Source organism: Caulobacter soli, assembly GCF_011045195.1.
Classification (GTDB): domain Bacteria; phylum Pseudomonadota; class Alphaproteobacteria; order Caulobacterales; family Caulobacteraceae; genus Caulobacter; species Caulobacter soli.
On the sequence record NZ_CP049199.1, the window covers coordinates 2,215,470 to 2,241,296 of the forward strand.

Below are 25,827 nucleotides of genomic sequence, written 5' to 3' on the forward strand. Positions count from 1 at the left end.
AGATGCCCCAACTGCTTGTCGAACTGTTCTCCGAAGAAATTCCCGCCCGCATGCAGGCCGGCGCCGCGCGCGACCTGGAGCGCATGGCGCGCGACCACCTGGCCGCCGCCGGCTTCCTGCCCGAGGCCCTGAAGACCTTCGCGGGTCCGCGCCGCCTGACCCTGGTGGTCGAGGGCCTGCCTATCGCCCAGGCCGACCGTAAGGAAGAGCTGAAGGGGCCGCGCGTCGGCGCCCCTCCGCAAGCCATGGAAGGCTTCCTGCGCAAGGCCGGCCTGACCCAGGACCAGCTGGTCGAGCGCGACGGCGTCTGGATGGCCTTCATCGAGAAGACCGGCCGCCCGACCACCGAGATCGTCGCCGAGATGGTGGAAGCCATCGTGCGCGGCTTCGCCTGGCCGAAATCGATGACCTGGGGCAGCGGCAAGCTGCGCTGGGTGCGACCGCTGAAGCGCATCCTCTGTGTCTTCGACCGCGAGGTCGTGCCGTTCGCCATCGAGGGCGTCGAGAGCGGCGACACCACCGAGGGCCACCGCTTCATGCGCGTGGGCTTCGGTTGGGGCGGCCAGCCGTTCAAGGTTCGCGACTTCGACGAATACGCCAAGGGTCTGCTCGACCACTTCGTCGTGCTGGACGTCGAGGAGCGCAAGGCGCGCATCCTCGAAGGCTGCAAGACCCTGTGCTTCGCGCGCAATCTGGAACTGGTCGAGGACATCGGCCTGCTGGAAGAAGTCGCCGGCCTGGCCGAATGGCCGACCCCGGTGCTGGGCGACATGGACCCGGCGTTCCTGGACTTGCCCGGTGAAGTGATCCGCACCTCGATGCGCACCCACCAGAAGTATTTCGCGGTCCGTGACCCGGCGACGGGCGGCCTGGCCCCGCACTTCATCACCATCGCCAACGTGCAATCGGCCGACGGCGGCAAGGTGATCGCCGAGGGCAACGCCAAGGTGCTGTCGTCGCGCCTGTCTGACGCCCGGTTCTTCTGGGACGAGGACGTCAAGGTCGGCTTCGCGCCGTGGCTTGAGAAGCTGAACGGCGTGACCTTCCACGCCAAGCTGGGCACCATGGCCGAGCGGGTCGAGCGCATCGTCGCCCTGGCCGGCGAGATCGCGCCGCTGGTCGGCGCCGATGTCGCCAAGGCCAAGGAAGCCGCGCGCCTGGCCAAGGCGGACCTCGCCTCGCAGATGGTCGGCGAGTTCCCCGAGTTGCAGGGCCTGATGGGCGGCTACTACGCCCGCGCCGCCGGCCTGGACCCCGAGATCGCCGACGCCATCCGCGACCACTATAAGCCGCAGGGCCCCTCCGACGCCGTCCCGACCGTGCCGCTGAGCGTGGCCGTGGCGCTGGCGGACAAGCTGGACACGCTGGTTGGGTTCTTCGCGATCGACGAGAAGCCGACGGGGTCGAAGGATCCCTATGCGCTGCGGCGGGCGGCGTTGGGGGTGATCCGGACGATCCTTGGCGCAAAGGACAAGGTCAATATCCGCCTCTTAGCAGTTGAGCATGCCCAGCGCCTGCTTGGTGCTGGCTACCTCGCGGTCTCCGACAACATCAATGCGCTGATGGTATTCTTGGAGGATCGCCTTTCCGTACTGCTGCGCGACGAGGGCAAAAAGCACGACGTGATTTCCGCTGCCTTTGCCATGGTCAGCACCACCGAGTTTTTCCTTGATGATCTCGTCGCCCGGGTCGAGGCGCTGGACGGGTTCCTGAAGACCGACGACGGCAAGAACCTGCTCGCCGGCTACAAGCGCGCCTCCAACATCCTCAAGGCCGAGGAGAAGAAGGGCTGGAAAGCCGAGGGCGGTCGCGAGATCCTGCCCGACGCCTCGGCCCCGGAAGTGCAACTGCACGACGCCCTGCGGATGATCGAAAAGCCGCTGGCCTCGGCCTTGGAGGCGGAAGACTTCACCGCCGCCATGCAGGAACTGGCCGGCCTGCGCGGCCCGGTCGACGCCTTCCTGGACGGCGTGTTCGTCAATTCGGAAGTCGCCGCCGAGCGCGACAACCGCCTGAAGACCCTGGCCGCCGTTCGCGACGCCATGGGCCAGGTCGCCGACTTCTCGCTGATCGGCGGGTAGGGGGGCTCAGGCCTGCGCGGTCGCGTCCGAACTGGACGCGACCCGCAGTCCCGCCAGCACCGCCACCAGGCCTTCGGGCACGATCGGCTTGGCCTGGACGCCGTCGAAGCCCTGGCGAACGAGGGCCTCGATGGTCGCCGGCATGGCGTCGGCGGTCAGTGCGACCACCGGGATCGCGCGATCACCGGCCTCGCCCGCCCGGATCGCCGCCAGGGCGGCCGGGCCGTCCATGCGCGGCATGTGGATGTCCATCAGCACCGCGTCGAACCGCTCGATCCGCAGGCGGGCCAGGGCGTCGAAACCGTCCTCGGCGGTGGCCACCGCGCAGCCGAACGCCTCCAGCAGCGTCTGGCCGACGATGCGGTTGGTGGCGTTGTCGTCGACGATCAGCACGCGATAGCCGCTCAGATCGACGGTCTCGGCCTCATCTTGCTGGACCAGCTTGGCCGGGCAGCGGGGCAGACTCAGGTCAACGGTGAAGGTCGAGCCCTGGCCGGCGCGGCTGACCACGCCGATCTCGCCGCCCATCATCCGCGCCAGGTTGCGGCTGATCGACAGGCCCAGGCCCGTGCCGCCGAACCGCCGGGCGACCGTGGCGTCGGCCTGGGCGAAGGCTTCGAACAGCCGCGCCTGGGCCTCCGGCGTCATGCCGATACCGGTGTCGCTGACGGCGATCTCGAGTCGCGCCAGGCCGTCGGCCTCGTCGCGCACGGTCACGACCAGCGCCACTTCGCCCGCCTCGGTGAACTTCAGGGCGTTGGAGACCAGGTTCATCATGATCTGGCGCAGCCGGGTCGGGTCGCCCAGCAGCCAGGTCGGGCCGGCGGGCTCCAAGGCGCAGGTCAGCACCAGGCCCTTGGCCTCGGCCGCCTGGCTCCAGTGGTCGCGGATATGCTCGACCTTGGCGGCCAGGTCGAACGGCGTGCTTTCCAGGTCCAGCTTGCCGGCCTCGATCTTGGAGACGTCGAGGATGTCGTTGAGCAGGGTCAGCAGGCCTTCGCCCGAGCGGCGCAGAATCCGCACCTGCTGTGTCTGGCGGGGCGACAGCTGTTCCATTTCCAGGGCGCGGGCCATGCCCAGCACTCCGGTCATCGGCGTACGCAGTTCATGGCTCATCAGGGCCAGGAACGAGGTCTTGGCCTGGTTGGCCGCCACGGCCTCGGCGCGGGAAGCCTCCAGCGCCTCGGACTGCCGGCGGTTGGCCAGGCCGGCGCGCAGGGTGTAGGCGGCCGACATCACCGCGCCCAGGGCGACGAAGATCTGCTCCTGGCCCCTGAAGCCGGCGAAGAAACTGCAGAGCACGATCAGCAGGACCGACGGTCCGCCGCAGATCATGAACAGCATCACCTTCGAGCGGGCGGCGAAGGCCTGACCGTGGGCCATCTGGGCGGCCAGCAGGCAGATGGCCGCGACGCGCAGGCCGGGCGTGCCGGGGAACCACAGCATCAGCACGAACGCCCACCAGACGAGGTTTGTCCACACCACGGCCAGGAAATAGAGCAGGCGCTGACGCGGCGTCGGGCGCAGGCCTTGGCGCTGCGGGGTGGCGGTGAGCCAGGTGGAGACCTCGGCGACGATCAGGGCCGCCGTCCAGGGTAGGGTCACGCCCCATCCCAGGGAGAAGCCCGACAGCACCACGCAGAAGAGGGACGCGACCAGGCGGAGGCCCAGGGTCGGCAGGGAGGTCACGGTGACGGTGTCCATGCCGTCATCCAGCCATTTGGACCTGTACGCCACGCCATGCTCCCCCGATTGAACGAACGCGTTCAGTCATGGCTGGGACGTCAGGTCAAATTAAATTGCGAAGGAATCGCATCAAGGTGGAGCTTGGAACAGCGTCGCGAAAGCCCCTCAGCTCGCCATTCGCATCGCCGGACGCTCGCCGCCGCCGGTCTTGAACCGACCGACCAGCGAGACCAGCTGCGCCGTCTCGCCCTTCAGCGAATGGGTGGCGGCGGTGGCCTGTTCGACCATGGCGGCGTTCTGCTGAACCACCTGATCCATGTGATTGACGGCGGTGTTGACCTCGGCCAGGCCCGAAGCCTGTTCCTGGCTGGACGAGCTGATCTGGCGCACCAGGTCGTCGATGGCCGCCACTCGGCCGACGATGCGGTTCAGCGCCTCGCCGGTCTGGCCGACCAGGTCGACGCCGGCGCCCACCTGCTGCGACGAGGTCGAGATCAGGGTCTTGATCTCCTTGGCCGCCTCGGCCGAGCGTTGGGCCAGCGCCCGCACTTCCTGGGCGACGACCGCGAAACCTCGGCCGGCGTCGCCGGCGCGGGCGGCCTCGACGCCAGCGTTCAGGGCCAGCAGGTTGGTCTGGAAGGCGATCTCGTCGATGACGCCGATGATCTGGGTGATCTGGCGCGAGGAGTCCTCGATGGCGCCCATGGCGGCGACGGCCTGGCCGACGACCTGGCCCGAGCGCTCGGCGTCGGTGCGGGCCGAGGCCACTTCCGTGGTGGCGCGGGTGGCGCCGTCGGCGGTCTGGCGCACGGTGGCGGCGATCTCGTCCAGGGCGGCGGCGGTCTCTTCCAGGCTGGCGGCCTGTTGCTCGGTGCGGCGCGACAGATCGTTGGAGGCCTGGGCGATTTCCTGGGTGCCCGAGCCGATCTGCGAGGCGACGCCGGAGATCGTGCGGATGGCGTCCTCCAGCCCGGCCGCCGCGGCGTTGAAGTCGTTCTTCAGGGCGGCGTAGTCACTGGCGACCTGGGCGGCGATGCGGGTGGAGAGATCTCCGCCGGCCAGGCTGGACAGGCCCTTGGCCATCACGTCGACGACGGCCTTCTGTTCGCGGCCGGCGACCTCGAAGGCGGCCTCCATGTCGCGCAGCTTGCGGTCCAGCTCCTGCTGGAAGCCGGCGGCCTGCGCCTCCAGCCGGGCGCGCTCGAGGCCCGACTGGCGGAACACCTCGACGCTCTTGGCCATCTCGCCGATCTCGTCGGCGCGGCCCGCGCCCGAGACGGTGATGTCGTTCTGGCCGGCGGCCAGGCGACGCATGTCGCCGGCCAGGGTCAGCACGGGACGCACGATGGCGGCGCGAGAGATGACGATCAGGATGCCGGCGAAGACCACGCCCGCCAGCACGGCGATGGTCATCAGAATTTCGGAGAACAGGGCCACGCTCTTGGCGCGAGCGGCGGCGGCGGTGGAAGCCGCTTCGATCTTGTCGGAGGCGTCGCTCATCGCGCCTTCCAGGGTCGAGAACTGCTTCATGAAGTCCGGCATGGCGGCCACGGCGGCGGCGTGGTCGGCGCCGGCCAGGTCGACCATCTGGCCGGCCGACTTGATGTAGGTGTCGAGTGGAGCCTTGATCTCGGCCAGGGCCGCGCGGCTGGCGGGATCGGTGGCCAGGGTGTCGTTGTCGGCGATCGCCTTGCGGAAGATCTGGGTGTGCTCGGCCAAGTCCTTGCGCACGTCGTCCACGGCGATGCCCGAGCTGGCGTCGCCGGCCAGCTGGCTCGACAGGACGTCGGCGCGCAGGGCGTCGTGCATCATGTCGGCTTCCATGTGGTTGCGCAGCACGGCGGCCGAGACGTTGGCGTCGCGCAGGGCGCCGTCCAGCCGCGTCGTGGACCACAGGCCCGCGCCGGCGCTGGCCGTGCACAGCACCATGACGGCAGCGCCCGCGCCCATCACCTTATGGTTGATCGTCCGAAGCATTTGCAGCCTCTAAGCCCCATTTCGTTCGGCCCATCATTTACGATGCGAGGTTAATGTTGACTTCATCATTCGTGGGCGGCGTTCCAAAACCTCTATCTGAGACAAAAGGCCGCGTCTCCAGAACTTTAAGAGGTGCTTCAAGGCCAATCGGTACTTGTCCTGCTGTTGATGGGGCAGGGCTATGACTTCGATTAGATCAATCTGTTCATGCGCGGCGTTCGCAATTGGCGTCAGCGCGGGCTCGGCCGCCATGGCGGAAGCCGAGGCCGGGAAAGGCGCCTGGACGCATGAGGTCACCTATACGGCGGACGTCGCTGGAACGGTGAAGGGCGGGGCGTCCCATGCCGGAAAGGCCTTGGACAATCTCGACGTGATCGTCGACGGCGACCTGGACAAGCTGGTCGGCTGGCGCGGCGCGACGGTGCACGGCTATCTGCTCAACAACACCGGCGGCGCGCCGAACGACCTGGCCGGCACCCTGCAGGGCGTCGACAACATCGAGGTCGGGCGCGCCCGAGGCCGGCTCTACGAGCTGTGGGTGAAGCAGGCGTTCGCCGACGGTCATGGCTCGGTGCTGGCCGGGCTCTACGACCTCAACAGCGAGTTCTATTCCACCGAAGCCTCGGGCCTGCTGCTGGCGCCGCCGTTCGGCATCGGCTCGGAGTTCGCCTCCACCGGTCCCAACGGTCCGTCGATCTTCCCGTCCACGGCCCTGGCGGTGCGAGCGCGGATCGAAGGCGGGAAGGGAACTTACCTCCAGGCCGCCGTGCTGAACGCCCATGCCGGCACGGTCGGCGATCCGGACGGACCGTCGACCAAGTTCGACAACGGCGCCCTGATGATCGCCGAGGCCGGAATCGGCGACAGCTGGCGGTTGGCCGCCGGCGGCTGGTTCTACACCAAGCGCCAGGCAGACGTGCGCGACTTGGACGTCAATGGCGATCCGGCCCTGAGCAAGGCGCGGGGCGGCTATCTGCTGGCCGAATACCCGTTCATCGACGGCGGTGACGCTGGACGGTCGGTGCGCGGCTTTGCTCGCCTGGGCGTCTCGGACGGCGACACCACGCCGTTCCGTTCGGGCTGGCAGGCCGGGGTGCTGGTCGAGAAGGTCTTCGCCTCGCGTCCGGACAGCGCGTTCTCGATCGGGGTGGAGCAGGGCCTGCTGTCGTCCAAGCAACGCGCCAACACCCTGGATGCGGGGCTGTCGCCGGCCGACGCCGAATCCAGTGTCGAGATGACCTATTCCGACAAGGTCGCGCCGCGCGTCGCCCTGCAGCCCGACTTGCAGGTGATCCGTCGGGCCGGCGGCGCCCAGGACGCCCAAACCGTGGTGGTGATGGCGCTGCGGATGACGATCAGCCTGTTCTGAATTGATCGCCGGGACGCTGCGCCCATGGTGGAGCTTTGAGACTCACGTTGATGTTCGTTCTTTCGGTATTCGCGCAAATCTAAATCATGACATCGTTGTCATTGGAAGAATTTGCCGAAATTTCGCTTTAGACTGCGAACTGCAAACCGTCGGTGGACGGCTTCTTTGACAAGGTGCTACTGAACGCCCGGATATTGCAGTGCGGGATGGGCGTTTACGCTCATTGTCCCAGGCCAGGACGGTTCCGTCAGAGGATCGCCGGCTTTTTCACTTATCGCAGGGTGAACCAGAGATGCCGGTTGATACGCTGACCAAGACGCAGTGGGTCTATTCGTTCGGGGGAGGCGGCGCCGACGGCGACGCCAAGATGAAGAACTTGCTGGGGGGCAAGGGCGCCAATCTCGCCGAGATGTCGTCCCTCGGCCTGCCGGTGCCGCCGGGCTTTACCGTGACCACCGAAGCCTGCGTCCACTACTACGCCAACGGCAAGCAGTACCCGGCGGAGCTGACCGATCAGCTCAACGCCGGCCTGGCGACCGTCGAGCAACTGACCGGCAAGAGCTTCGGCGACGTCAAGAACCCGCTGCTGGTCTCGGTGCGCTCGGGCGCCCGGGCCTCTATGCCGGGCATGATGGACACCGTGTTGAACCTGGGCCTGAACGACGAGACCGTCGAGGGCCTGGCGATCCTCTCGGGCGACCGTCGCTTCGCCTACGACAGCTATCGCCGCTTTATCCAGATGTACTCGAACGTCGTGCTCGACCTGGAGCACCACATGTTCGAGGAGATCCTCGACGACCATAAGGACCGCCTGGACGTCATCGTCGACACGGCCCTGACCGCCGACGACTGGGCCGCGGTGATCAAGGACTACAAGGCCGCCGTGCGCGACGCCCTGGGCAAGCCCTTCCCGCAGGACGCCCAGGAGCAGCTGTGGGGCGCGATCGGCGCGGTGTTCGCCAGCTGGATGAACGACCGGGCCAAGTTCTATCGCCGCATGCACGACATCCCAGAGGCCTGGGGCACCGCCGTCAACATCCAGTCGATGGTGTTCGGCAACATGGGCGAGACCTCGGCGACCGGCGTGGCCTTCACCCGCAACCCCTCGAACGGTGACGGGCGCCTCTACGGCGAATTCCTGATCAACGCTCAGGGCGAGGACGTGGTGGCCGGCATTCGCACGCCCCAGTCCCTGACCAAGGCCGCCCGCGAGGAGATGGGCGATACGGCCCCCTCGATGGAAGAGGCCATGCCGACCGTCTTCCAGCAGTTCAAGACCGTGGTCGAGACGCTGGAGCGTCACTATCGCGACATGCAGGACATCGAGTTCACGGTCGAGCAGGGCAAGCTCTACATGCTGCAGACCCGCAGCGGTAAGCGCACGGCCAAGGCCGCCCTGAAGATCGCCGTCGACATGGCCGCCGAGGGCGTCATCAGCCGCGAGGAAGCCATCGGCCGGGTCGAGCCCGCCTCGCTGGACCAACTGCTGCACCCGACCATCGACCCGACCGCCCATCGCGAACTGATCGCCAAGGGTCTGCCGGCCTCGCCCGGCGCGGCGACCGGCAAGATCGTGTTCGACAGCGACGCCGCCGAGAAGGCCGCCGCGGCCGGCGAAGCCGTGATCCTGGTGCGCGAGGAAACTTCGCCCGAGGATATCCATGGCATGCACGCCGCGCGGGGCATCATCACCGCCCGGGGCGGCATGACCAGCCACGCCGCCGTCGTGGCGCGCGGCATGGGCCGGGCCTGCGTTTCGGGCGCTGGCGACGTGGCGATCTTCCCTAAGGAAGCCCTGTTCCGGGTGCGCGGCCGCGACTTCAAGGCCGGCGAGACCATCACCATCGACGGCTCGACCGGCGAGATCCTCAACGGCTCGCCCAAGATGATCGAGCCCGAGCTGACCGGTGACTTCGCCACCCTGATGGAGTGGGCCGACGCGGCGCGCCGCATGAAGGTCCGCGCCAACGCCGAAACTCCGCTGGACGCCAAGACCGCTCGCGGCTTCGGCGCTGAGGGCATCGGCCTGTGCCGTACCGAGCACATGTTCTTCGACGACACCCGGATCGCCGCCGTGCGCGAGATGATCCTGGCCGATGACGAAGCTGGTCGCCGTACGGCCCTGGCCAAGATCGCGCCGTTCCAGAAGGCCGACTTCGTCGAGCTGTTCACGATCATGGAAGGCCTGCCGGTCACCATTCGTCTGCTCGACCCGCCGCTGCACGAGTTCCTGCCGCATACGGAAGAAGACGTCGTCGCCGTGGCCAAGGCCACCGGTCTGGACGCCCAGAAGCTGATGCAGCGAGCCAAGGAGCTGCACGAGACCAACCCCATGCTCGGCCACCGCGGCTGCCGCCTGGGCGTTTCGTATCCCGAGATCTACGAGATGCAGGTCCGCGCGATCATCGAGGCCGCCTGCGACATCGCCAAGTCCGGCAAGGCCGCGCCGATCCCCGAGATCATGCACCCGCTGGTCGCCAAGGGCGAGGAGATGAAGTACCTGCGCGACCTGACCGACCGCACCGCCAAGGCCGTGCTGGAAGAGCAGGGCGTGGACCTTCAGTACACGGTCGGCACCATGGTCGAGCTGCCGCGCGCCGCCCTGCGGGCCGGCGACCTGGCCGCCAACGCCGAGTTCTTCAGCTTCGGCACCAACGACCTGACCCAGACGACCTTCGGCATCAGCCGCGACGACGCCGGCAAGTTCCTGGGCGCCTATATCGACAAGGGCATCTTCGACAAGGACCCCTTCGTCAGCCTCGACCAGGACGGCGTGGGCGATCTGATCCGCATCGCCGCCGAGCGCGGCCGGGCCGCTCGCCCGGGCGTCAAGCTGGGCATCTGCGGCGAGCACGGCGGTGACCCGGCCTCGATCGACTTCTGCGAACGGGTTGGCCTGGACTACGTGTCCTGCTCGCCCTACCGCGTGCCGATCGCCCGCCTGGCGGCGGCCCAGGCGGCGCTGAACAACAAGGGCTAAGGCCTTGAACGTCTGGACGAAGCGCGCTTCGTCCAGACGTGACAGCCTAGAGGTGCTGGACACGCCAGGGTAGGGCGCCTATCGGGGTATCGACGATACTTCGTGGGGGAGCGAATGGCCTATCTGCGCTGGCGGCGGTTCATCGAACTGACCTCGCTCGACCGCCCCTGGGTCGGTGAGCTGTTCATGCGCAAGCGCGACAAGCCGATCGTCGCCGCCCCCGTCGAGAAGTGGGACCGCGAGTATCGCGAAGGCGTCTATGACCGCCTGGCCCGGTCCGACCAACGTCACCATCACCGCTTGCTGGCCGCCATGATCGCCGATCGTTGGCCCAATCCCCGCGTGCTCGAGATCGGGGCCGGGGAAGGCGTGCTGTTCGAAGCCTTCCGTCCTCACGCGCCCGCCCGCTATGTCGGCGTCGACTTCTCCGCCCCGGCCATCGAGCAGGGTCTGAAGCGCCTGACGGCCGAGCGCGCGGCGGGGCAGGTGGACCTGCTGCTGGGCGACGGCCGCACATTCCGCAGCGATGAAGCCTTTGACGTGATCGTGTTCTCCGAGTGCGTAGAGCACCTGGGCGAGGTCGAGGATCTGGTGGCCCACTACGCGCCCAATCTAAAGCCCGACGGCGGGGTGGGCCTGACCATGTGGCTGGCGCTCAAGCCGCTGCGGCTGTGGCATCGCCTCAAGCGAATGGGTTCGGTGCTGGACGAGGCGACGATCAACACCCCTTGGGGCGGCGGTTGGCTGATCGCGGTGGTGCGTCCGGTCAAGGCGGCCGTGACGGCCCTGGCGATGACCCTGGCGGGCCTCGCGACGGTCGTTCCGGTCGACGCCTTCGCCGCGCCCGCGCTCGATCTTCCACTGTCGATCGACATGGCCCGCGCCGCCGTCGACGCCTGCGCGGCTAAAGGCGCGGCGGTCAGCGTCAGCGTGGTCGACGACAAGGGCAATCCGCTGGTCGTGCTGAGGGCTCCCAACAGTCCCAAGCCGCCGATCGCCGCGCCGCGCAAGGCCGCCACCGCCGTGCAGTTCGACGCGCCCGGCAGCGTGATGGAGCCGCGCCAGAAGGCCGACCCCGCCTTCGCCGCCCTGATCGCCGCCGAGCCCGAGCGCCTGAACCCCCACGCCGGCTCCGTGCCCCTGCATATCGACGGAAAGCTGGTGGGCGGACTGGCCGTGGCCGACACCACCCACGAGACCGCCGACGCCTGCGCTCGCGAGGCCCTGGCCAAGTTCGCCGACAAGGTGCGCTGAGCCTTGGGCCTGGTGAAGGACATGTGGCGCGTCGGCCTGGTCCAGGCGCCGATGGCGGACCTGCTGAAGCCCGGCGCCCTGGCCCAGCATCCGGTGACCTGGATCCCCGATCCCGGTCCGCTGCGCTTCCTGGCCGATCCCATGGGCGTCTGGCGGGGCGAACGGCTCTACGTCTTCGCCGAGATCTACGACTATCGCGATCGGGTCGGCGCCATCGAGGTGCTGACCTTCGACGCGGCGTTGAACCTGCTGAGCCGCGAGCCTGCGCTCAAGGAGCCCTGGCACCTGTCGTACCCCTTCATCATCGAAGAGGACGGCGAGACCTACATGCTGCCCGAGGCGCACAAGTCGGGGCGGCTGACCCTGTATCGGGCGGAGGACTTTCCGACGAAATGGACGCCGGTCCAGACGATCGAACTGGACCAGGTGGCCATCGACGCGACCCCGGTGTTCCACGACGGGCGGTGGTGGCTGTTCTACACGCCGGCCACGACCAAGGCCGAGAAGGTCAGCGCCCTGCACGTGGCCTGGGCGGACAAGATCACCGGTCCCTGGACTCCGCACGTCGGCAATCCGGTGCGTTTCGACCGGTCCAGTTCACGCCCGGGCGGCACGCCAATCATCGTGGATGGCGCGATCGTTCTGCCGATGCAGGATTGCCGCAAGACCTATGGCGGCGCCATCCGCGCACTGCGGGTCACCATCCTGACGCCGGATCGTTTCGAGGCCCGGGCTGACGAACCGATCCCGCCGCCGCCCAGCTTCGGACGATTGACGGACGGGCTGCACACCCTGTCGGCCGCCGGACCGGTTACGCTGATCGACGCCAAGCGCTTCGAAGTCTCGCCACGCTCGCTGGCGCTCGACGTCCGGCGGGAATGGACAAGGCGCGTCCCGAAAAGGGCGCGAACGGCTTGATCGTCGCGGGGCCCGTCCGCTGGGCGACCACCGCGTCGAACACCTGCAGATAGGCCTCGGCGATCGGACCGATCCGGTAGTCGGCGACGGAACGCGCCAGGACGCGCGGATCGGGGGCGGGGGCTTCGAGCACCTGGCGCAGGCTTTCGGCCAGAGCGACGGCGTCGCCGATCGGCGCAACGCGGCCGTTCGAGCCCTCGCTCAGCAGTTCGCGAGCCGCCAGCGTGCAGTCGGTGCTGACCACCGGCCGTCCCGCGCCCAGCGCCTCGACGATCACCGCCGCATAGCCTTCGTACCAGGAGGTCAGCAAGAAGGTCCGGGCGAGCTTCAGCCATGGCCGGATATCGGGAACATAGCCGGGCAGGCGCACGCGGTCGGCGACGCCCAACTCGGTCGCCAGCGCTTCGAGCTCGGCTCGCCGCTCGCCTTCGCCGACGATCACCAGTTCGGCTTCCGGATCATTCAACAGGGCGAAGGCGCGCAGGGCCACGTCGAAGCCCTTCTCCTTGACCAGCCGACCGGCCGCCAGGATCAGCTTGCCGCTAGCCGGCGGGACGAAGGCGTGGTCGTCGTCGTTCAGGGCCGGCAAGCGGATGCACTGGGTGATGCGCCGTCCCAGCGTCCGGTTGGCGTCATCGGTCATGCTGTCCGACAGCGAAATGGCCCGGTCGACGCGACGCAGCTGATAGCGGGTCTTCAGATTGTAGGGGATCTGGGCCAGGGCGCCGCGACCGTGGCGATAGAGCGGGGTGCCGATCTGGGCGATGACGCCGGGCCGCTGATCGGCGGGCAGGGCGTCCACCGCCGGCAGGATCGGCCAGTGATAATTGCCGGGCACGAACAGGATATCGGGGCGCTGCTTGGCGACGAAGGCCGCCGTGGCTTGGCCCAGGGCCTTGCGCGAACCGCGACCGCGCGGGATCGGCGGATCGGCCTCGACCACCTCGACATCGGCATGGATGAGGTCGGCCAGCGGGCCTTCGCGGGTCCCGCAGAACAGGGTGACCCGGCGTCCCGACGCCGCCCAGCGGTTGGCCAGCCGCACCGCGATCCGCTCCGACCCGCCCAAAGGCAGGTCATGCAGCACGATCGCGATCGTGCGCGCTTTGTCGCCCATTTTCCGGTCCCCCGACCATCGACGTGATGGGGCGTCGGGCGCGGGCGAACCGCGGGCTTACGAGCTCCACTAAAGGCTAGACGTCGCGGCGCGGGCGGCACCGGAAGGGATTTGTTTCGAGCCTGTTATATTTCGAAAGCCGGGCGTTCGACGCCGTCAGGCCGGGAGCTTGGCCTTCTCGCTCCACAGGTCCAGGTCGTCCTCGCGGCCGATCAGGGCCAGGCCCGAGGCGATGGATTCGAACTCGCCGCCGCTCTCTATCTTGGTCGCCCCGAACCGGCGCAGGAAGATGTCGCGCACGGCGGGCACGAACGAGCTGCCGCCGGTCAGGAAGACCCGGTCCACGCCGTCGGGGCCGAGGCCGGAACGCTCCAGCGCCTGGTCGACGGCGGTCTCGATGGCCTTCAGTTCCGGCGCGATCCAGCCCTCGAAATCGGTGCGTTGAACGGGCTTCTCGATCAGCACCGAACCGGCCTCGAAGCGGAACGTCGCTTGATCCTGGCTCGACAGCGCCTCCTTCAGCGCCGAGACGGCGCGATAGAGGGCGTAGCCGTGATTGTCGTCCAGCACCTCGATCAGGCGTGAGATCTTCTCCGGCTCCATGGCCGTGCGCTCCAGGGCGCGGATATCGCGCATGTCCTTGGAGGCGCGCAGCAGGGCCAGCTGATCCCAGCGGGCGAAGGCGGTGTAGTAGCGCTGCGGGATCGGCAGGCGGTTGTCGAAGGCCTTGTACAGGCTGCCCTTGCCCAGTTCGGGCGAGACCAACTGGTCGATGATCCGGTAGTCGAACGCGTCGCCGGCAACGCCGACGCCCGAACGGGCCAGGGCGGTCGAGCGCAGCTTGCCGTCCCCATTTTCAGAAGGGGCGCGCTCGAACCGCACGATCGAGAAGTCGCTGGTGCCGCCGCCGAAGTCGGCGACCAGCACGGTGGCGTCCTGCTTGAGCTGGCGCGCGAAGAAGAACGCCGCCCCGACCGGCTCGTAGGCATAGCGGATGTCGGTGAAGCCCAGGCGCTTGAAGCCGGCTTCGTAACGCGACAGGGCCAGAGCCTCATCAGGATTGCCGCCGGCGAAGGTGACCGGTCGCCCGACGATCACACGCGGCGGCAAGGTTTCCATGGCCGCGCCGCCATGGCTTTGCAGCTTCAGCAGGAAGTCCGACAGCAAGTCCTCGAACAAGTAGCGCTTGTTGAGGATCTTGGTCTCGGTGAAGGCGGCGCTGGCGGCGAAGGTCTTGAACGACTGGATGAAGCGGGTCTCCAGCGGATCCTCGACATAGGCCTCGATCGCCCAGGGGCCGGCCTCGGTCACCAGTTCGTTCGGTCGGCCGTTCGAACCCATGACGGCGTGGAAGCTCAGCGCCGAGCGGAAGGCGAAGATGTCGCCGTCGGCCGTGGGGAACTTGACCAGCGTGGCGGGGCCGTCGCCGTGGGTCATCGAGACCACGGTGTTGGTCGTGCCGAAATCGATGCCGATCGTCGGGCCGATCGTCGTTTGGGGAACGGACGTCATGGGGAGGGCCTGGGCGGGAGGAGGGCAGGGTTCCTAACCCTCCAGGCGCTGGCGTCAAGCGCGGCGAGACGCTTTCGACAAAGCGGTCTTGGCGATCCGCGTTCCATGGCTAAGGCTTGGGCATGCATCGCAGACGATTCCTCGCCGCCACGGCCGCCACGGCCGCCGCCGCCTTCGCCCCTTCCGTGTCACGCGCCGTGACGCCGGATGGAACCTTCATGGTCGACAGCCACGTGCTGGGCGGCCAGCGCCGCGTCAATATCGCCCTGCCGCCCGACTACGCGACGTCGAGGCGGCGGTTCCCGGTGCTCTACCTGCTGGACGGCGGGACGGTGCAAGAGGACTTCCCCAAGATCACCGACCTTGTCGCCCAGATGGTGACCGCCAAGACGCTGGCCCCGATGATCGTGGTCGGGATCGAGGGCGTCGACCGCAAGCACGACCTTACCCATCCCGCGACCTTCGCCGACGATCTGAAGCTGCTGCCGCAGTCCGGCGGTTCCGAGGCCTATCGCCGCTTCCTGGTCGACGAACTCCAGCCGTGGGTGAAGGCGCGCTACCGCGTCAACGGCCAGAACGGGCTGATCGGCGAGTCCCTGGCCGGGCTGTTCGTGGTCGAGACCTTCCTGCGCGAGCCCCGGGCCTTCGACGCCTATCTGGCCGCCAGTCCCAGCCTGTGGTGGGACGATCAGAGCCTGTCGCGCCGGGCCTCGGACCTGTTGGCCCGGGGCGGGTTCAACGGACGCCGTCTCTATCTGTCGATCGGGGACGAAGGCACGACCATGCAGGCGGGCGTCGATCGCGTGGTCGCGGCGCTCAAGGCCGCGCCGCCGAAGGGCCTCGTCTGGCGCTACGATCCCCAGCCCCAGGAACATCACAGCACCATCTACGACCCGTCCGCCAAGGCTGGTCTGCCCTGGCTGTTCCCGCCCCGTTAACGCGTCTTTCACGCGGCCCGACAAACATCGTTCGAAAGATGACTCGGGCCACGTCAGTTCAGCGTTAGCGGCCCGGCGGGGGAAGCCATGGGACTCGACGACCTCAAGATCTCGACCAAGGTGTTGTTGCCGGCCGCGATCCTGGCCGTGGCCGTCCTGGGTTGCACCGGCATGGGCGTCTGGCAGCAGAAGAGCCTGCAGGACGCCACCCGGATCCTGGTCGAGCATCGCTCGCCGGCCGAGGTGCAGTCGGCCCGCTTCAGCCGCCGCCTCAGCATGATGGGCCACGCCGCCCACCGCGCGGTCACCTACGAGGGGACCTCGGACGCGGCCCGATCGGCTTCCAAGGAACTCGACAAGGTCTATGCCGAGGGCAAGGACAGCCTGGACAAGATGGTCAAGGCCGACCCCACAATCGCGCCTGTCGCCGACGGCTTCCGCCAGCGCATCGACGCCCTCTACGCCGACGGACGCGCGGCCGCCGATCTCGGGCTGGCCAATGATGACACCGGTGCCATCGCGCGGCTTTCGGCGCTGGATCCGGCCATCGACAGCCTGTCCAAGGACGCCAAGGCCTGGGGCGACGGCTACCACGTCGAGACCGACGCCCTGGTCGCCGGGGCCAACAAGAAGGCCAATCAGGGCGCGCTGCTGACCATGTTGGCGGGCCTGGCCGCCGCGATCGGCGGCATGGGCTTCGCGCTATGGATCGGGTCCAGCAAGATCTCCCGCCCGGTGGCCTCGCTGTCCAAGACCATGACGGCGCTCGCCCAGGGCGAGATCGAGGTTGTCGTCGCCGCCACCGGCCGCAAGGACGAGATCGGGCTGATGGCCCGGGCCGTCCAGGTGTTCAAGGACAACGCCGTGGCCCTGCGCACGTCGGAGTCCGAGCAGCAGCGGATCAGCGCCGCCAGCGAGGCCGAGCGTCTCCGCAACGAGGCGGCCAGCCAGGGCGCGGCCCAGGACCAGGCCTTCGTCATGGAACGCATCGCGGCCGGCCTGGCCCGCCTGTCGCGCGGCGACCTGACCGTCCGCGTCGTCGATCCGTTCCCCGAGGGCTACGGCCAGCTGCGCACCGACTTCAACGGCGCCATGGACCATCTGGACCAGGCCATGGGCCAGATCCTGAGCGCGGTCGGCGGCATTGGCCGCAGCTCCGACGAGATCACCGCCGCCGCCGACAACACCGCCCGCCGCAGCGAGCAGCAGGCCGCCAGCCTGGAAGAGACCGCCGCGGCGCTGGACGAGATCACCGCCACGGTGCGCCGCGCCTCGCAGGGGGCCAATGACGCGGCCCGCGTCGTCGGTTCGACCCGAGAGGACGCCGAGCGTTCGGGCGAGGTGGTGCGCGGCGCTGTCGCGGCCATGAACGGCATCGAGCAGTCTTCGCAGCAGATCGGCCAGATCATCGGCGTCATCGACGAGATCGCCTTCCAGACCAATCTTCTGGCCCTGAACGCGGGCGTGGAAGCCGCCCGGGCCGGGGACGCGGGGCGCGGCTTCGCGGTCGTCGCCCAGGAAGTGCGGGCCCTGGCCCAGCGCTCGGCGGAAGCGGCCAAGGAGATCAAGACCCTGATCTCGACCTCGGCTGGCCAGGTCGGGCAAGGCGTCAAGCTGGTCGGCCAGACCGGCGAGGCGCTGGAGGGCATCGTGTTCAAGGTGGGCGAGATCGACGCCCTGGTGAAGGAACTGGCCGCTTCGGCCGGCGAGCAGGCCACCGGCCTCAACGAGATCAACACCGCCGTCAACCAGATGGACCAGGGCGTGCAGCAGAACGCGGCCATGATCGAACAGGCCACGGCCGTCAGCCACGCCCTGAAGACCGAGATCGGCGGTCTCGTCCAGATGATGAGCCGCTTCCAGGTCAGCGGCGCCGGCGCCGCGCCGATGCGCCGGGCGGGCTAGGTCATGGCGCGTCGCCTGGCCCGAGCCCGGTGGATCGCGGTGTCGATCTGGTGTGGTCTTGTCTTGCTGCTGATTGGCATTGGCGTGTTCGTGCTGAACGAGCCCGCGCCGGTCTGAACGTCCCGCCGCATTGACTTCCCGGCCGGCCTCCTGTCGATACGCCGCTCAACAGAGAGGGCTTTGGCCTTGGAAGACTTCGACGTCGTGGTGCTGGGCGCCGGCGCGGCCGGGATGATGTGCGCCATCGAGGCGGGCAAGCGCGGCCGCTCGGTGCTGATCGTCGACCATGCCAAGGCCCCCGGCGAGAAGATCCGCATCAGCGGCGGCGGGCGCTGCAACTTCACCAACGTCAACACCGCCCAGGCCAACTTCCTGTCGGCCAATCCGAAGTTCTGCGTCTCGGCCCTGCGCCGCTATCGGCCGACCGACTTCATCGCCCTGGTCCAGAAGTACGGCATCGCCTTCCACGAGAAGACCCTCGGCCAGCTGTTCTGCGACGGCTCGGCCAAGCAGATCATCGAGATGCTGCTGACCGAGATGGACAAGGCCGGCGTCAAGCTGCGCCTGGAGGCCGAGATCAAGGGCGTGGCCAAGGACGGGGAGGGTTGGCGGGTCAGCTTCGCCCACGGCCCGGTGAGCTGTCGTTCGGTCGTGGTCGCCACGGGCGGCAAGTCGATCCCCAAGATGGGGGCGACGGGCCTGGGCTACGAGATCGCCCAGCAGTTTGGCCTCAACATCGTCGAGACTCGGCCGGCCCTGGTGCCGCTGACCTTCGAGGTGAAGACCCTGGAACGCCTGGCGCCGCTGTCGGGCGTGGCCCTGGACGCGGTGGTCTCCAGCGGCAAGACCAGGTTCGCCGAGGCCATGCTGTTCACTCATCGCGGCCTGTCGGGCCCGTCGATCCTGCAGATCTCGTCCTATTGGCGCGAGGGCGGCGAGATCAGCGTCAACATGGCGCCGGGCGTCGACGTGTTCCAGGTTCTGCGCACCGCGCGGACCGCCACGCCCAAGCGGGCGCTGTCGACGGTGTTGGGCGAGATGCTGCCCAAGCGCCTGGCCCAGTTGATCGCCGAGGACGCCGGGGCGTACGGCAACATGGCCGACTGCTCGGACGTGCTGCTGCGTGGCGTGGCCGCGACGGTCAACGCCTGGACGTTCAAGCCGGTGGGCTCGGAAGGCTATCGGACGGCGGAAGTGACGCTGGGCGGGGTCGACACCGATGGCCTGGATTCGCGGACCATGGAGGCCAAGGCGGCTCCGGGACTGTACTTCATCGGCGAGGTGGTGGACGTCACCGGCTGGCTGGGCGGGTATAATTTCCAGTGGGCCTGGGCGTCGGGCTGGTGCGCGGGGCAGGCGGTCTAAGGCGCCCTGCGCCGATCCCTTGCCCCCTCCGGACCGCCTCGCGGTCGTCTTCCCCCTCAGGGGGAAGAGGGACGATGTGCGCGCGTCCTCCGCCCCCCACGGGGGCGGACAGGCGGCGAAACGGTCAGGTGGGGGCAAGTGGGTGTGATCTCACGCGGAAATCCGCTGAGCTGGTGGGAAGGGTGCGAAACGCCCGGCGGCGCGCCCCCTCGATCCCCTTGGCACGCGGGGATACACGACCCAGAAATGGAGAAGGGGGCTTTCGCCCCCTTCAACGTCTACTTCTTCTTGAACGGCGCCTTGCCGGCCGGCTTCTTGCCGAAGGCGGGCTTGCCGCCAAACGCCGGCTTGTCGCCGAACGCGCCCTTGGCCTTGAAGGGCTTGGGACCCTTGAACGGCTTGGCGGGACCGGCGCCGGCGTCGGCGCGGGGCTTGCGGAACGGCTTTTCCGAAGCCGGAGCGGCCGGATCGTAGGGCACGCTCTCGCGGTCGGTGCGCGGGGCGCGACGCGGGGCGGCTTCGGCATAGGCGCGGGGCGCTTCGTCACGCGGCTTGAACTCGCGCTTGGGGCCGTCCGAGTGAGGGGCGGCGCGGGGCTTGAAGTCCCGCTTCGGCGCTTCGTCGCGATCACGAGGCTTGTAGTCGCGCTTGGGCTCTTCGTTGCGCGCATAGGGCTTGGCGTTGCTCACGCCGTCGGCGCCGTAGGAGGACGGACGCGGCGTGTGATCGCGCGAACCCGGAGCGTTGGCGCGCGGGCCACGGGGACCGGCGTCGTCGCGAGGCGGGCGCGGCGTATATTCGCGGCGCGGGGCGTCGTTGTCGTCACGAGGAGGACGCGGGGCGTATTCGCGCTTCGGACCGGCGTCCCGCGCGGCCGGGGCCGTGGTCGGGGTGATGGTCACGTCGTCGCGCACGGTGGCCTGGACGGCCGCGCCGAACTTCACTTCCGCCTCGGCCGAGATCTCGAACTTGGTGTCGTAGTCGAAGATCCGGATCGAGCCGATGTCCTTCTTGGTGATGTGGCCCAGGCGGCAGATCAGCGGGATCAGCCACTTGGGGTCGGCGTTGTTGCGGCGGCCGGTGTTGAGGCGGAACCAAGCCGAGTTGCTCATGTCGGCGCGCGGTTCGCGCTCGGGGCGGTCGAAATCGCCACGATCGGCGAAGCGGTCGCCGCGATCGTTCGAGCGCGGGCCAGCTTCACGCGAGCGCGGACCCGGATCGGCGCCGTGGCGCGGGTCGTCGTAGATTTCTTCCGGGGCCGGCAGCTTGGCGCGGCGGGTGCGGATCAGGGCGGCGGCGATCTCCAGCGGCGTGCGCTTGGCCAGCATGGCCTCGGCCAGGGCGGTGTCTTCCTCGACCACGGCCTCGTTGAAGATCGGATCGTCGAGCAGGCGCTCGGTGTCCTTGATGCGGATCTCGTCGGCGGTCGGGGCGCCGCCCCACTGGCCTTCGACGCCGGCGGCCATCAGCAGTTGCTCGGCCTTGCGGCGACGGGTGTAGGGCACGACCAGGGCGCTGACGCCCTTCTTGCCGGCGCGGCCCGTGCGGCCCGAGCGGTGCAGGAGGGTGGCCTTGTTGACCGGCAGCTCGGCGTGGATGACCAGGCCCAGGTCCGGCAGGTCCAGACCGCGCGCGGCGACGTCGGTGGCGACGCAGACGCGGGCGTGGCCGTCGCGCAGCGCCTGCAGGGCGTCGGCGCGTTCGCGTTGCGACAGCTCACCCGACAGGCCGACCACGGCGAAGCCGCGTTCGCGCAGCTTCGAATGCAGGGCGCGGACGCTTTCGCGGGTGTTGCAGAACACCAGGGCGCCGGGGCTTTCGAAATAGCGCAGCAGGTTGACGATCGCGTGCTCGGTCTCGTTCGGCGCCACGCGGACGGCGCGATACTCGATGTCGCGGTGCGGCTCGTTGCGGCCCAGGGTGTCGATGCGCAGGGCGTCGTTCTGGTAGCTCTTGGCCAGTTGCACGATCTCGCGCGCCAGGGTGGCCGAGAACAGCAGGGTGCGGCGTTCCTTGGGCGCGGCGTCGAGGATGAACTCGAGGTCCTCGCGGAAGCCCATGTCGAGCATCTCGTCGGCCTCGTCGAGGACGGCGACCTTCAGCTCCGAGAGGTCCAGGTGGCCGCGCTCGATGTGATCGCGCAGGCGGCCGGGGGTGCCGACCACGATGTGGGCGCCGAAGTTCAGCGCGCGCTGCTCGCGACGAGCGTCCATGCCGCCCACGCAGTTGACGACCACGGCGCCGGCTTCGGCGTACAGCCAGGCCAGCTCGCGGTTGACCTGGATGGCCAGCTCGCGGGTCGGGGCGATGACCAGGCACATCGGGGCGCCGGCCTTGCCGAACTTGTCGGCGTCGCCCAGCAGGGTGGGGGCGGCGGCCAGGCCGAAGGCGACGGTCTTGCCCGAGCCGGTCTGGGCGCTGACTAGCAGGTCGCGGCCCTCGGCGTCGGCTTCCAGCACGGCGGCCTGGACGGGGGTGGGCTCAAGATAACCTTGAGCGGCAAGAGCCCGCTCAAGAGCGGGGTGGGAGGCGGGGAAGGGCATGCGGGTCCAGTTCGTTTCAAGCGGACGGCGCACACACAAACGCACGCGGCCCGCACCACGACCAAATTACGACCCCCAAACGGACCGTGTTCTTGGTCAATATCTTCAGAGAATAGACCTTTTTCGCCGGGATGCCGATGAGGGCGGGGCGAAATGGGTCTGATGGGCGGCCTAAGGAAGGCAAAACGCTTCGGAAAGCAAGGGCCTGGGGAAAGATTGCTGCGGTGCGGCGAATTGGTCGCTTCATGGACGATGCGCGAAACGCAAAACGCCCGGGGCTCGGCCCCGGGCGTTTCGCCGACACTTCCCCTCTTGGCGGGGGAGAAAACGGTCCTAGCGGTTGCGAACGCCAGTGACGGTCAGCGAAGCTTGCGAGGAATGCAGCTGGGTCACGGCGCCGGCGACGGCGTCGCGGTGACAGGCCGAGGCGGCCACGGCGCGCTTCACTTCGGTGAAGCTGTGGGAATCGGCGCCGCAGGCTTGCAGGGCGGCGGTGTTGATGCGGCGCATCAGCACTTGGGCGTCCTGGGGATTGTTGACGTCCAGCTTGGCCTTGGAGACCGGGATGCTGACGGTTTCGGTGTCGGCCGGGGCGGCGACGGCGAAGGAGGCGCCGGCCAGCAGGAACAGCGCGGCGGTCGAGGCGACGAGGGTCTTCATGGATCGACTTCCCTGTTTGCGGCGACGTCTCGGGGCGTCGCTCGGTTCAACTTCGGGCCCGATACGCAAGCGGGGCTGCTCGAAATCACGTTCGTAACCTTGCATCTGCCCAAAAAGCGTCCGGGAAAAGCAAAAAAGGTCGACAAATCGGTCAAAAACCGAGCGAACGCGATTTTCTGGAGCGGAAAAGTCGAATTCATTTGAGGGGTTAGCGGTCGTTGAGCGCCCCAAATGTGAAATGTCAGATTCTCGAATACCTGGCGTCAAAACCGCTATTCCAGTGACGCGACTCACGAAAACGGCCCGCCATGAAGGCGGGCCGTTTCGCTGATCTGGAGCTGATCGGCCTGGCTACAGGTCCAGGTCGTCGGCCGCGAACTCGGCGTTTTCCTGGATGAAGCGGAACCGAAGCTCGGGCTTGCGGCCCATCAGGGTCTCGACCAAGGCCTCGACCGCTTCCTCCGATCGGGGGAGGGTGATCTTGGCCAGGGTGCGCACCGTCGGGTCCATGGTGGTCTCCTTCAACTGGGAGGCCATCATCTCGCCCAGGCCCTTGAAGCGACCGATCTCGGGCTTCTTGCCCTTGAACATCGTGGCCAGAAGCTCGTCCTTGTGCTCGTCGTCGCGGGCATAGGCGCTCTTGCCGCCGTGGCTGAGGCGATAGAGCGGCGGCAGGGCCAGGAACAGGTGACCCTGGCGGATCAGGTCCGGCATGGTCCGGTAGAAGAAGGTGATCAGCAGGCTGGCGATGTGGGCGCCGTCGACGTCGGCGTCGGTCATGATGATGATCCGCTCGTAGCGCAGATCCTCTTCCTTGTACCGATTGCCGCCCTGCGCCCCGAGGGCCAGCATCAGGTCGCTGAGCTCCTTGTTGGCCGTGAACTTCTCGCCGCTGGCCGAGGCCACGTTGAGGATCTTGCCGCGCAGGGGCAGGATCGCCTGGTTCTTGCGGTTGCGGGCCTGCTTGGCCGAGCCGCCGGCCGAGTCGCCTTCGACGATGAACAGCTCGGCGCCGTCCACGGCGCCGGCTGCGCAGTCGGCCAGCTTGCCCGGCAGGCGCAGCTTGCGGGTCGCCGAGGCTCTTGAGACTTCCTTGTCCTTGCGGCGCTTGAGACGTTCCTCGGCGCGCTCGATCACGAACTCCAGCAGGGCCTGGGCGGCCTTAGGGCTGCCGGTCAGCCAGTGGTCAAACGGGTCGCGCAGGGCGTTCTCGACGAAGCGCTGGGCTTCGCTCGACGACAGCTTTTCCTTGGTCTGGCCCTGGAATTCCGGGTTCTTGATGAACACCGAGATCAGGGCGCCGGCCTGGGCGATGACGTCATCGGCGGTGATGATCGTCGCGCGCTTCTCGCCCTTCAGTTCCGCGTAGGCCTTCAGGCCTCGGGTCAGGGCGGCGCGCAGGCCGCTTTCGTGGGTGCCGCCCTCGGGGGTCGGCACGGTGTTGCAGTACGACTGCATGAAGCCGTCGTGCTCGCCGAAGCCGCGCGGGGTCCAGGCGATGGCCCACTCGACCGCGCCGGCCTCGCCTTGGCGCTCGATGCGTCCGGAGAAACTGTCGGGCGTGACCAGTTCCAGTCCCTTGGTGCGCTCGGCCAGGAAGTCGGCCAGGCCGTTGGGGAAGTGGAAGGTGGCCTCGGCCGGGGTCTGGTCGTGGATCCGCGAGGGATCGCAGGACCATTTGATCTGCACGCCGCGGAACAGATAGGCCTTGGAGCGGGCCATGCGGTACAGGCGCGCCGGCTTGAAGGCGCAGCCCTCGCCGAAGATCTGGTCGTCGGGCTTGAAGCGCACCTGGGTGCCGCGCTTCTTGCTGGGCGCGATCTTCTCGACCGGGCCCAGCGGCTTGCCGCGCGCGAAGCTCTGGCGGTGTTCGAAGCCGTCGCGCCAGACGGTGACCTCGACCAGTTCCGACAGGGCGTTGACGACGCTGGCGCCCACCCCGTGAAGGCCGCCCGAGGTCTCGTAGGCCTTGCCGCTGAACTTACCGCCCGCGTGCAGGACGGTCATGATCACTTCCAGCGCCGACTTGCCGGGGTGCTTGGGGTGTTCGTCGACGGGCATGCCGCGCCCGTCGTCCTTGACCGACAGGTAGCCGTCGGCGTCGAGCTTGACCTCGATGGTCTTGGCGAAGCCGGCCACGGCCTCGTCCATCGAGTTGTCCAGCACTTCGGCGAACAGGTGGTGCAGGGCGCGTTCGTCGGTGCCGCCGATGTACATGCCGGGACGCATGCGTACGGGTTCCAGGCCTTCCAGGACCTCGATCGAGCTGGCGTCATACCCGCCGGAGGAGGGCGGGGCGCTGGGCGCCGGCGCGGCGGTCGGCGGGGGAGGCGCGGCCGGACGCGGCGTGGGCTCGGGATGCGGCTCACGGGCGGGCAACGGCGAGGCGGGCGGCGGCGACAGGGCGTCGTCGCCGAACAGCGAGAAGGAAGCGTTGGGGTCGTCTTTGGAGGACATTACGGGAACATGCGTCGATTCGGCGGGAGCGCCCCGTATGGGCCGCGCGGGGCGCGAAGAAAAGAGGGGGATAGGTCGCGAGGCAAGCGGGGGCGAGCGATTTGCCGGTTCGCGCGGCGACATGGCAGGATGGCGCGTTCCTTAGACGCTTCCAACCGCTCGGAGCCCGCGATGACCTGGCGACCCCACTACCGCCCCCTGGCGATCTTGCTGGCTTCGCTGAGCCTGCTGGCCTGTTCCAGCCCGGGCTCGACACCGGCCCAGCCGACGCCGCCGACCAACGCCCGCGCGCCCGTGGCCGAGGGCGGCATGTGCGGCGGCTTCGCGGGCTTCCAGTGCGCCGAGGGACTGAGTTGCCAGATGCAGCCGGGCCAGTGCCATACCGTGGCCGACGCCTCGGGCGTCTGTCGCAAGCCGCCGCAGATGTGCACCATGATCTACGCCCCGGTCTGCGGCTGCGACGGCAAGACCTACGCCAGCGCCTGCAACGCCGCCGCCAAGGGCGTCAGCGTCGCGGCCCAGGGCGAGTGCAAGGCGTAGGGTCGATGCTTCGCTGCTGACAAACCGTGGCCAGTGATCGGCGATACTGACCGCTGGAGGCGCCATGACCCAAGATCCCTCGACGAACGATCTGGCGCGACGGGACGTGCTCGCGGTCGGTGTCGCCATGGCCGTGACCGGCGTCGGCGGGCTGGCTCAAGCTCAGGAGACCAAGGCGATGTACGGACTGATCGGCCAGATGAAGGCCGCGCCCGGCAAGCGGGATGAGCTGGTGGCGATCCTGGCGGAGGACACCCAGGGCATGCCCGGCTGCCTCAGCTACATCGTCGCCAGGGACGCAACCGACGCCGACGCCCTGTGGATCACCGAGGTCTGGACCGACAAGGACAGCCACGCCGCCTCGCTGAAGCTGCCCTCGGTCCAGGCGGTCATCGCCAAGGCCCGCCCGATGATCGCCGGCTTTGGACATAGATTCGAGACTGTGCCGGTCGGCGGAGTGGGTTTGGCGAAGACCTAAAGAAAAAGGCCCGCGGATTGCTCCGCGGGCCTTGTCCGTCGTCCTAG

17 protein-coding genes are annotated in these 25,827 nt (G+C 68.4%); 10 read left to right on the forward strand and 7 right to left on the reverse strand.

Annotated features, from left to right (window positions below; genetic code table 11):
- Positions 1-2: 2 nt before the first annotated feature.
- The gene (gene glyS / locus G3M62_RS10430) at positions 3-2,081 is read left to right on the forward strand and encodes a glycine--tRNA ligase subunit beta (protein ID WP_165186789.1); all 2,079 of its coding nucleotides are present in this window, start codon (positions 3-5) and stop codon (positions 2,079-2,081) included.
- Between the two features lie 6 nt (positions 2,082-2,087).
- Here glyS and G3M62_RS10435 read toward each other — a convergent pair whose 3' ends face one another.
- Both G3M62_RS10435 and G3M62_RS10440 read right to left on the reverse strand, forming a co-directional pair.
- Positions 2,088-3,818, reverse strand: a complete 1,731-nt coding sequence (locus tag G3M62_RS10435; RefSeq protein WP_165186791.1) for an ATP-binding protein — start codon at positions 3,816-3,818, stop codon at positions 2,088-2,090.
- Between the two features lie 114 nt (positions 3,819-3,932).
- Entirely contained in the window at positions 3,933-5,744 is a 1,812-nt protein-coding gene (locus G3M62_RS10440) for a methyl-accepting chemotaxis protein (RefSeq protein WP_165186793.1), read from the reverse strand.
- Between the two features lie 250 nt (positions 5,745-5,994).
- Here G3M62_RS10440 and G3M62_RS10445 point away from each other — a divergent pair, with 250 nt between their 5' ends.
- The 4 genes from G3M62_RS10445 (at position 5,995) to G3M62_RS10460 (ending at position 12,265) form a co-directional block, all read left to right on the forward strand.
- Positions 5,995-7,113, forward strand: coding sequence for a carbohydrate porin (locus G3M62_RS10445; protein WP_246263549.1), 1,119 nt, complete (start codon positions 5,995-5,997; stop codon positions 7,111-7,113).
- 292 nt (positions 7,114-7,405) lie between these two features.
- Complete coding sequence (gene ppdK / locus G3M62_RS10450) at positions 7,406-10,093, forward strand: pyruvate, phosphate dikinase (RefSeq protein ID WP_165186797.1); 2,688 nt, start codon at positions 7,406-7,408, stop codon at positions 10,091-10,093.
- A 114-nt stretch (positions 10,094-10,207) separates the two neighbouring features.
- Positions 10,208-11,347, forward strand: a complete 1,140-nt coding sequence (locus G3M62_RS10455) for a heme-binding protein (RefSeq protein ID WP_165186799.1) — start codon at positions 10,208-10,210, stop codon at positions 11,345-11,347.
- Between the two features lie 12 nt (positions 11,348-11,359).
- On the forward strand, positions 11,360-12,265 hold the full coding sequence (locus G3M62_RS10460) for a glucosamine inositolphosphorylceramide transferase family protein (RefSeq protein WP_425483853.1): 906 nt from the start codon (positions 11,360-11,362) through the stop codon (positions 12,263-12,265).
- Here G3M62_RS10460 and G3M62_RS10465 read toward each other — a convergent pair.
- Positions 12,159-13,382: a glycosyltransferase gene (locus G3M62_RS10465; protein ID WP_165186800.1), complete on the reverse strand. Its 1,224-nt coding sequence runs from the start codon at positions 13,380-13,382 to the stop codon at positions 12,159-12,161. The two genes, G3M62_RS10460 and G3M62_RS10465, sit on opposite strands and share 107 nt — an antisense overlap.
- A 156-nt stretch (positions 13,383-13,538) precedes the next feature.
- A complete protein-coding gene (locus G3M62_RS10470; protein WP_165186802.1) occupies positions 13,539-14,894 on the reverse strand; it encodes an Hsp70 family protein in 1,356 nt (451 codons plus the stop codon).
- 122 nt (positions 14,895-15,016) lie between these two features.
- Between G3M62_RS10470 and G3M62_RS10475 the strand changes: the two genes are divergently transcribed.
- The 3 genes from G3M62_RS10475 (at position 15,017) to G3M62_RS10485 (ending at position 19,102) form a co-directional block, all read left to right on the forward strand.
- Entirely contained in the window at positions 15,017-15,832 is an 816-nt protein-coding gene (locus G3M62_RS10475; protein ID WP_165186803.1) for an alpha/beta hydrolase, read from the forward strand.
- Between the two features lie 87 nt (positions 15,833-15,919).
- Positions 15,920-17,737, forward strand: a complete 1,818-nt coding sequence (locus tag G3M62_RS10480) for a methyl-accepting chemotaxis protein (protein WP_165186805.1) — start codon at positions 15,920-15,922, stop codon at positions 17,735-17,737.
- A gap of 186 nt (positions 17,738-17,923) precedes the next feature.
- Positions 17,924-19,102 carry a BaiN/RdsA family NAD(P)/FAD-dependent oxidoreductase gene (locus G3M62_RS10485; protein WP_165191281.1) on the forward strand — a complete coding sequence of 393 codons (1,179 nt, stop codon included), beginning with the start codon at positions 17,924-17,926 and terminating at the stop codon, positions 19,100-19,102.
- Positions 19,103-19,380: 278 nt separating this feature from the next.
- Here the strand turns inward: G3M62_RS10485 and G3M62_RS10490 are convergent, their stop codons facing one another.
- The 3 genes from G3M62_RS10490 to parE form a co-directional block, all read right to left on the reverse strand.
- Complete coding sequence (locus tag G3M62_RS10490) at positions 19,381-21,645, reverse strand: DEAD/DEAH box helicase (RefSeq protein ID WP_165186806.1); 2,265 nt, start codon at positions 21,643-21,645, stop codon at positions 19,381-19,383.
- 333 nt (positions 21,646-21,978) lie between these two features.
- Positions 21,979-22,305: a UrcA family protein gene (locus G3M62_RS10495; RefSeq protein ID WP_165186808.1), complete on the reverse strand. Its 327-nt coding sequence runs from the start codon at positions 22,303-22,305 to the stop codon at positions 21,979-21,981.
- Positions 22,306-22,656: 351 nt separating this feature from the next.
- Positions 22,657-24,762 carry a DNA topoisomerase IV subunit B gene (gene parE, locus G3M62_RS10500; protein WP_165186810.1) on the reverse strand — a complete coding sequence of 702 codons (2,106 nt, stop codon included), beginning with the start codon at positions 24,760-24,762 and terminating at the stop codon, positions 22,657-22,659.
- Between the two features lie 171 nt (positions 24,763-24,933).
- On the opposite strand from parE, the gene G3M62_RS10505 reads away from it, so the two are divergent.
- A complete protein-coding gene (locus tag G3M62_RS10505) occupies positions 24,934-25,302 on the forward strand; it encodes a Kazal-type serine protease inhibitor family protein (RefSeq protein ID WP_165186811.1) in 369 nt (122 codons plus the stop codon).
- A 64-nt stretch (positions 25,303-25,366) separates the two neighbouring features.
- The gene (locus tag G3M62_RS10510; RefSeq protein WP_165186813.1) at positions 25,367-25,780 is read left to right on the forward strand and encodes a putative quinol monooxygenase; all 414 of its coding nucleotides are present in this window, start codon (positions 25,367-25,369) and stop codon (positions 25,778-25,780) included.
- Positions 25,781-25,827 lie beyond the last annotated feature (47 nt).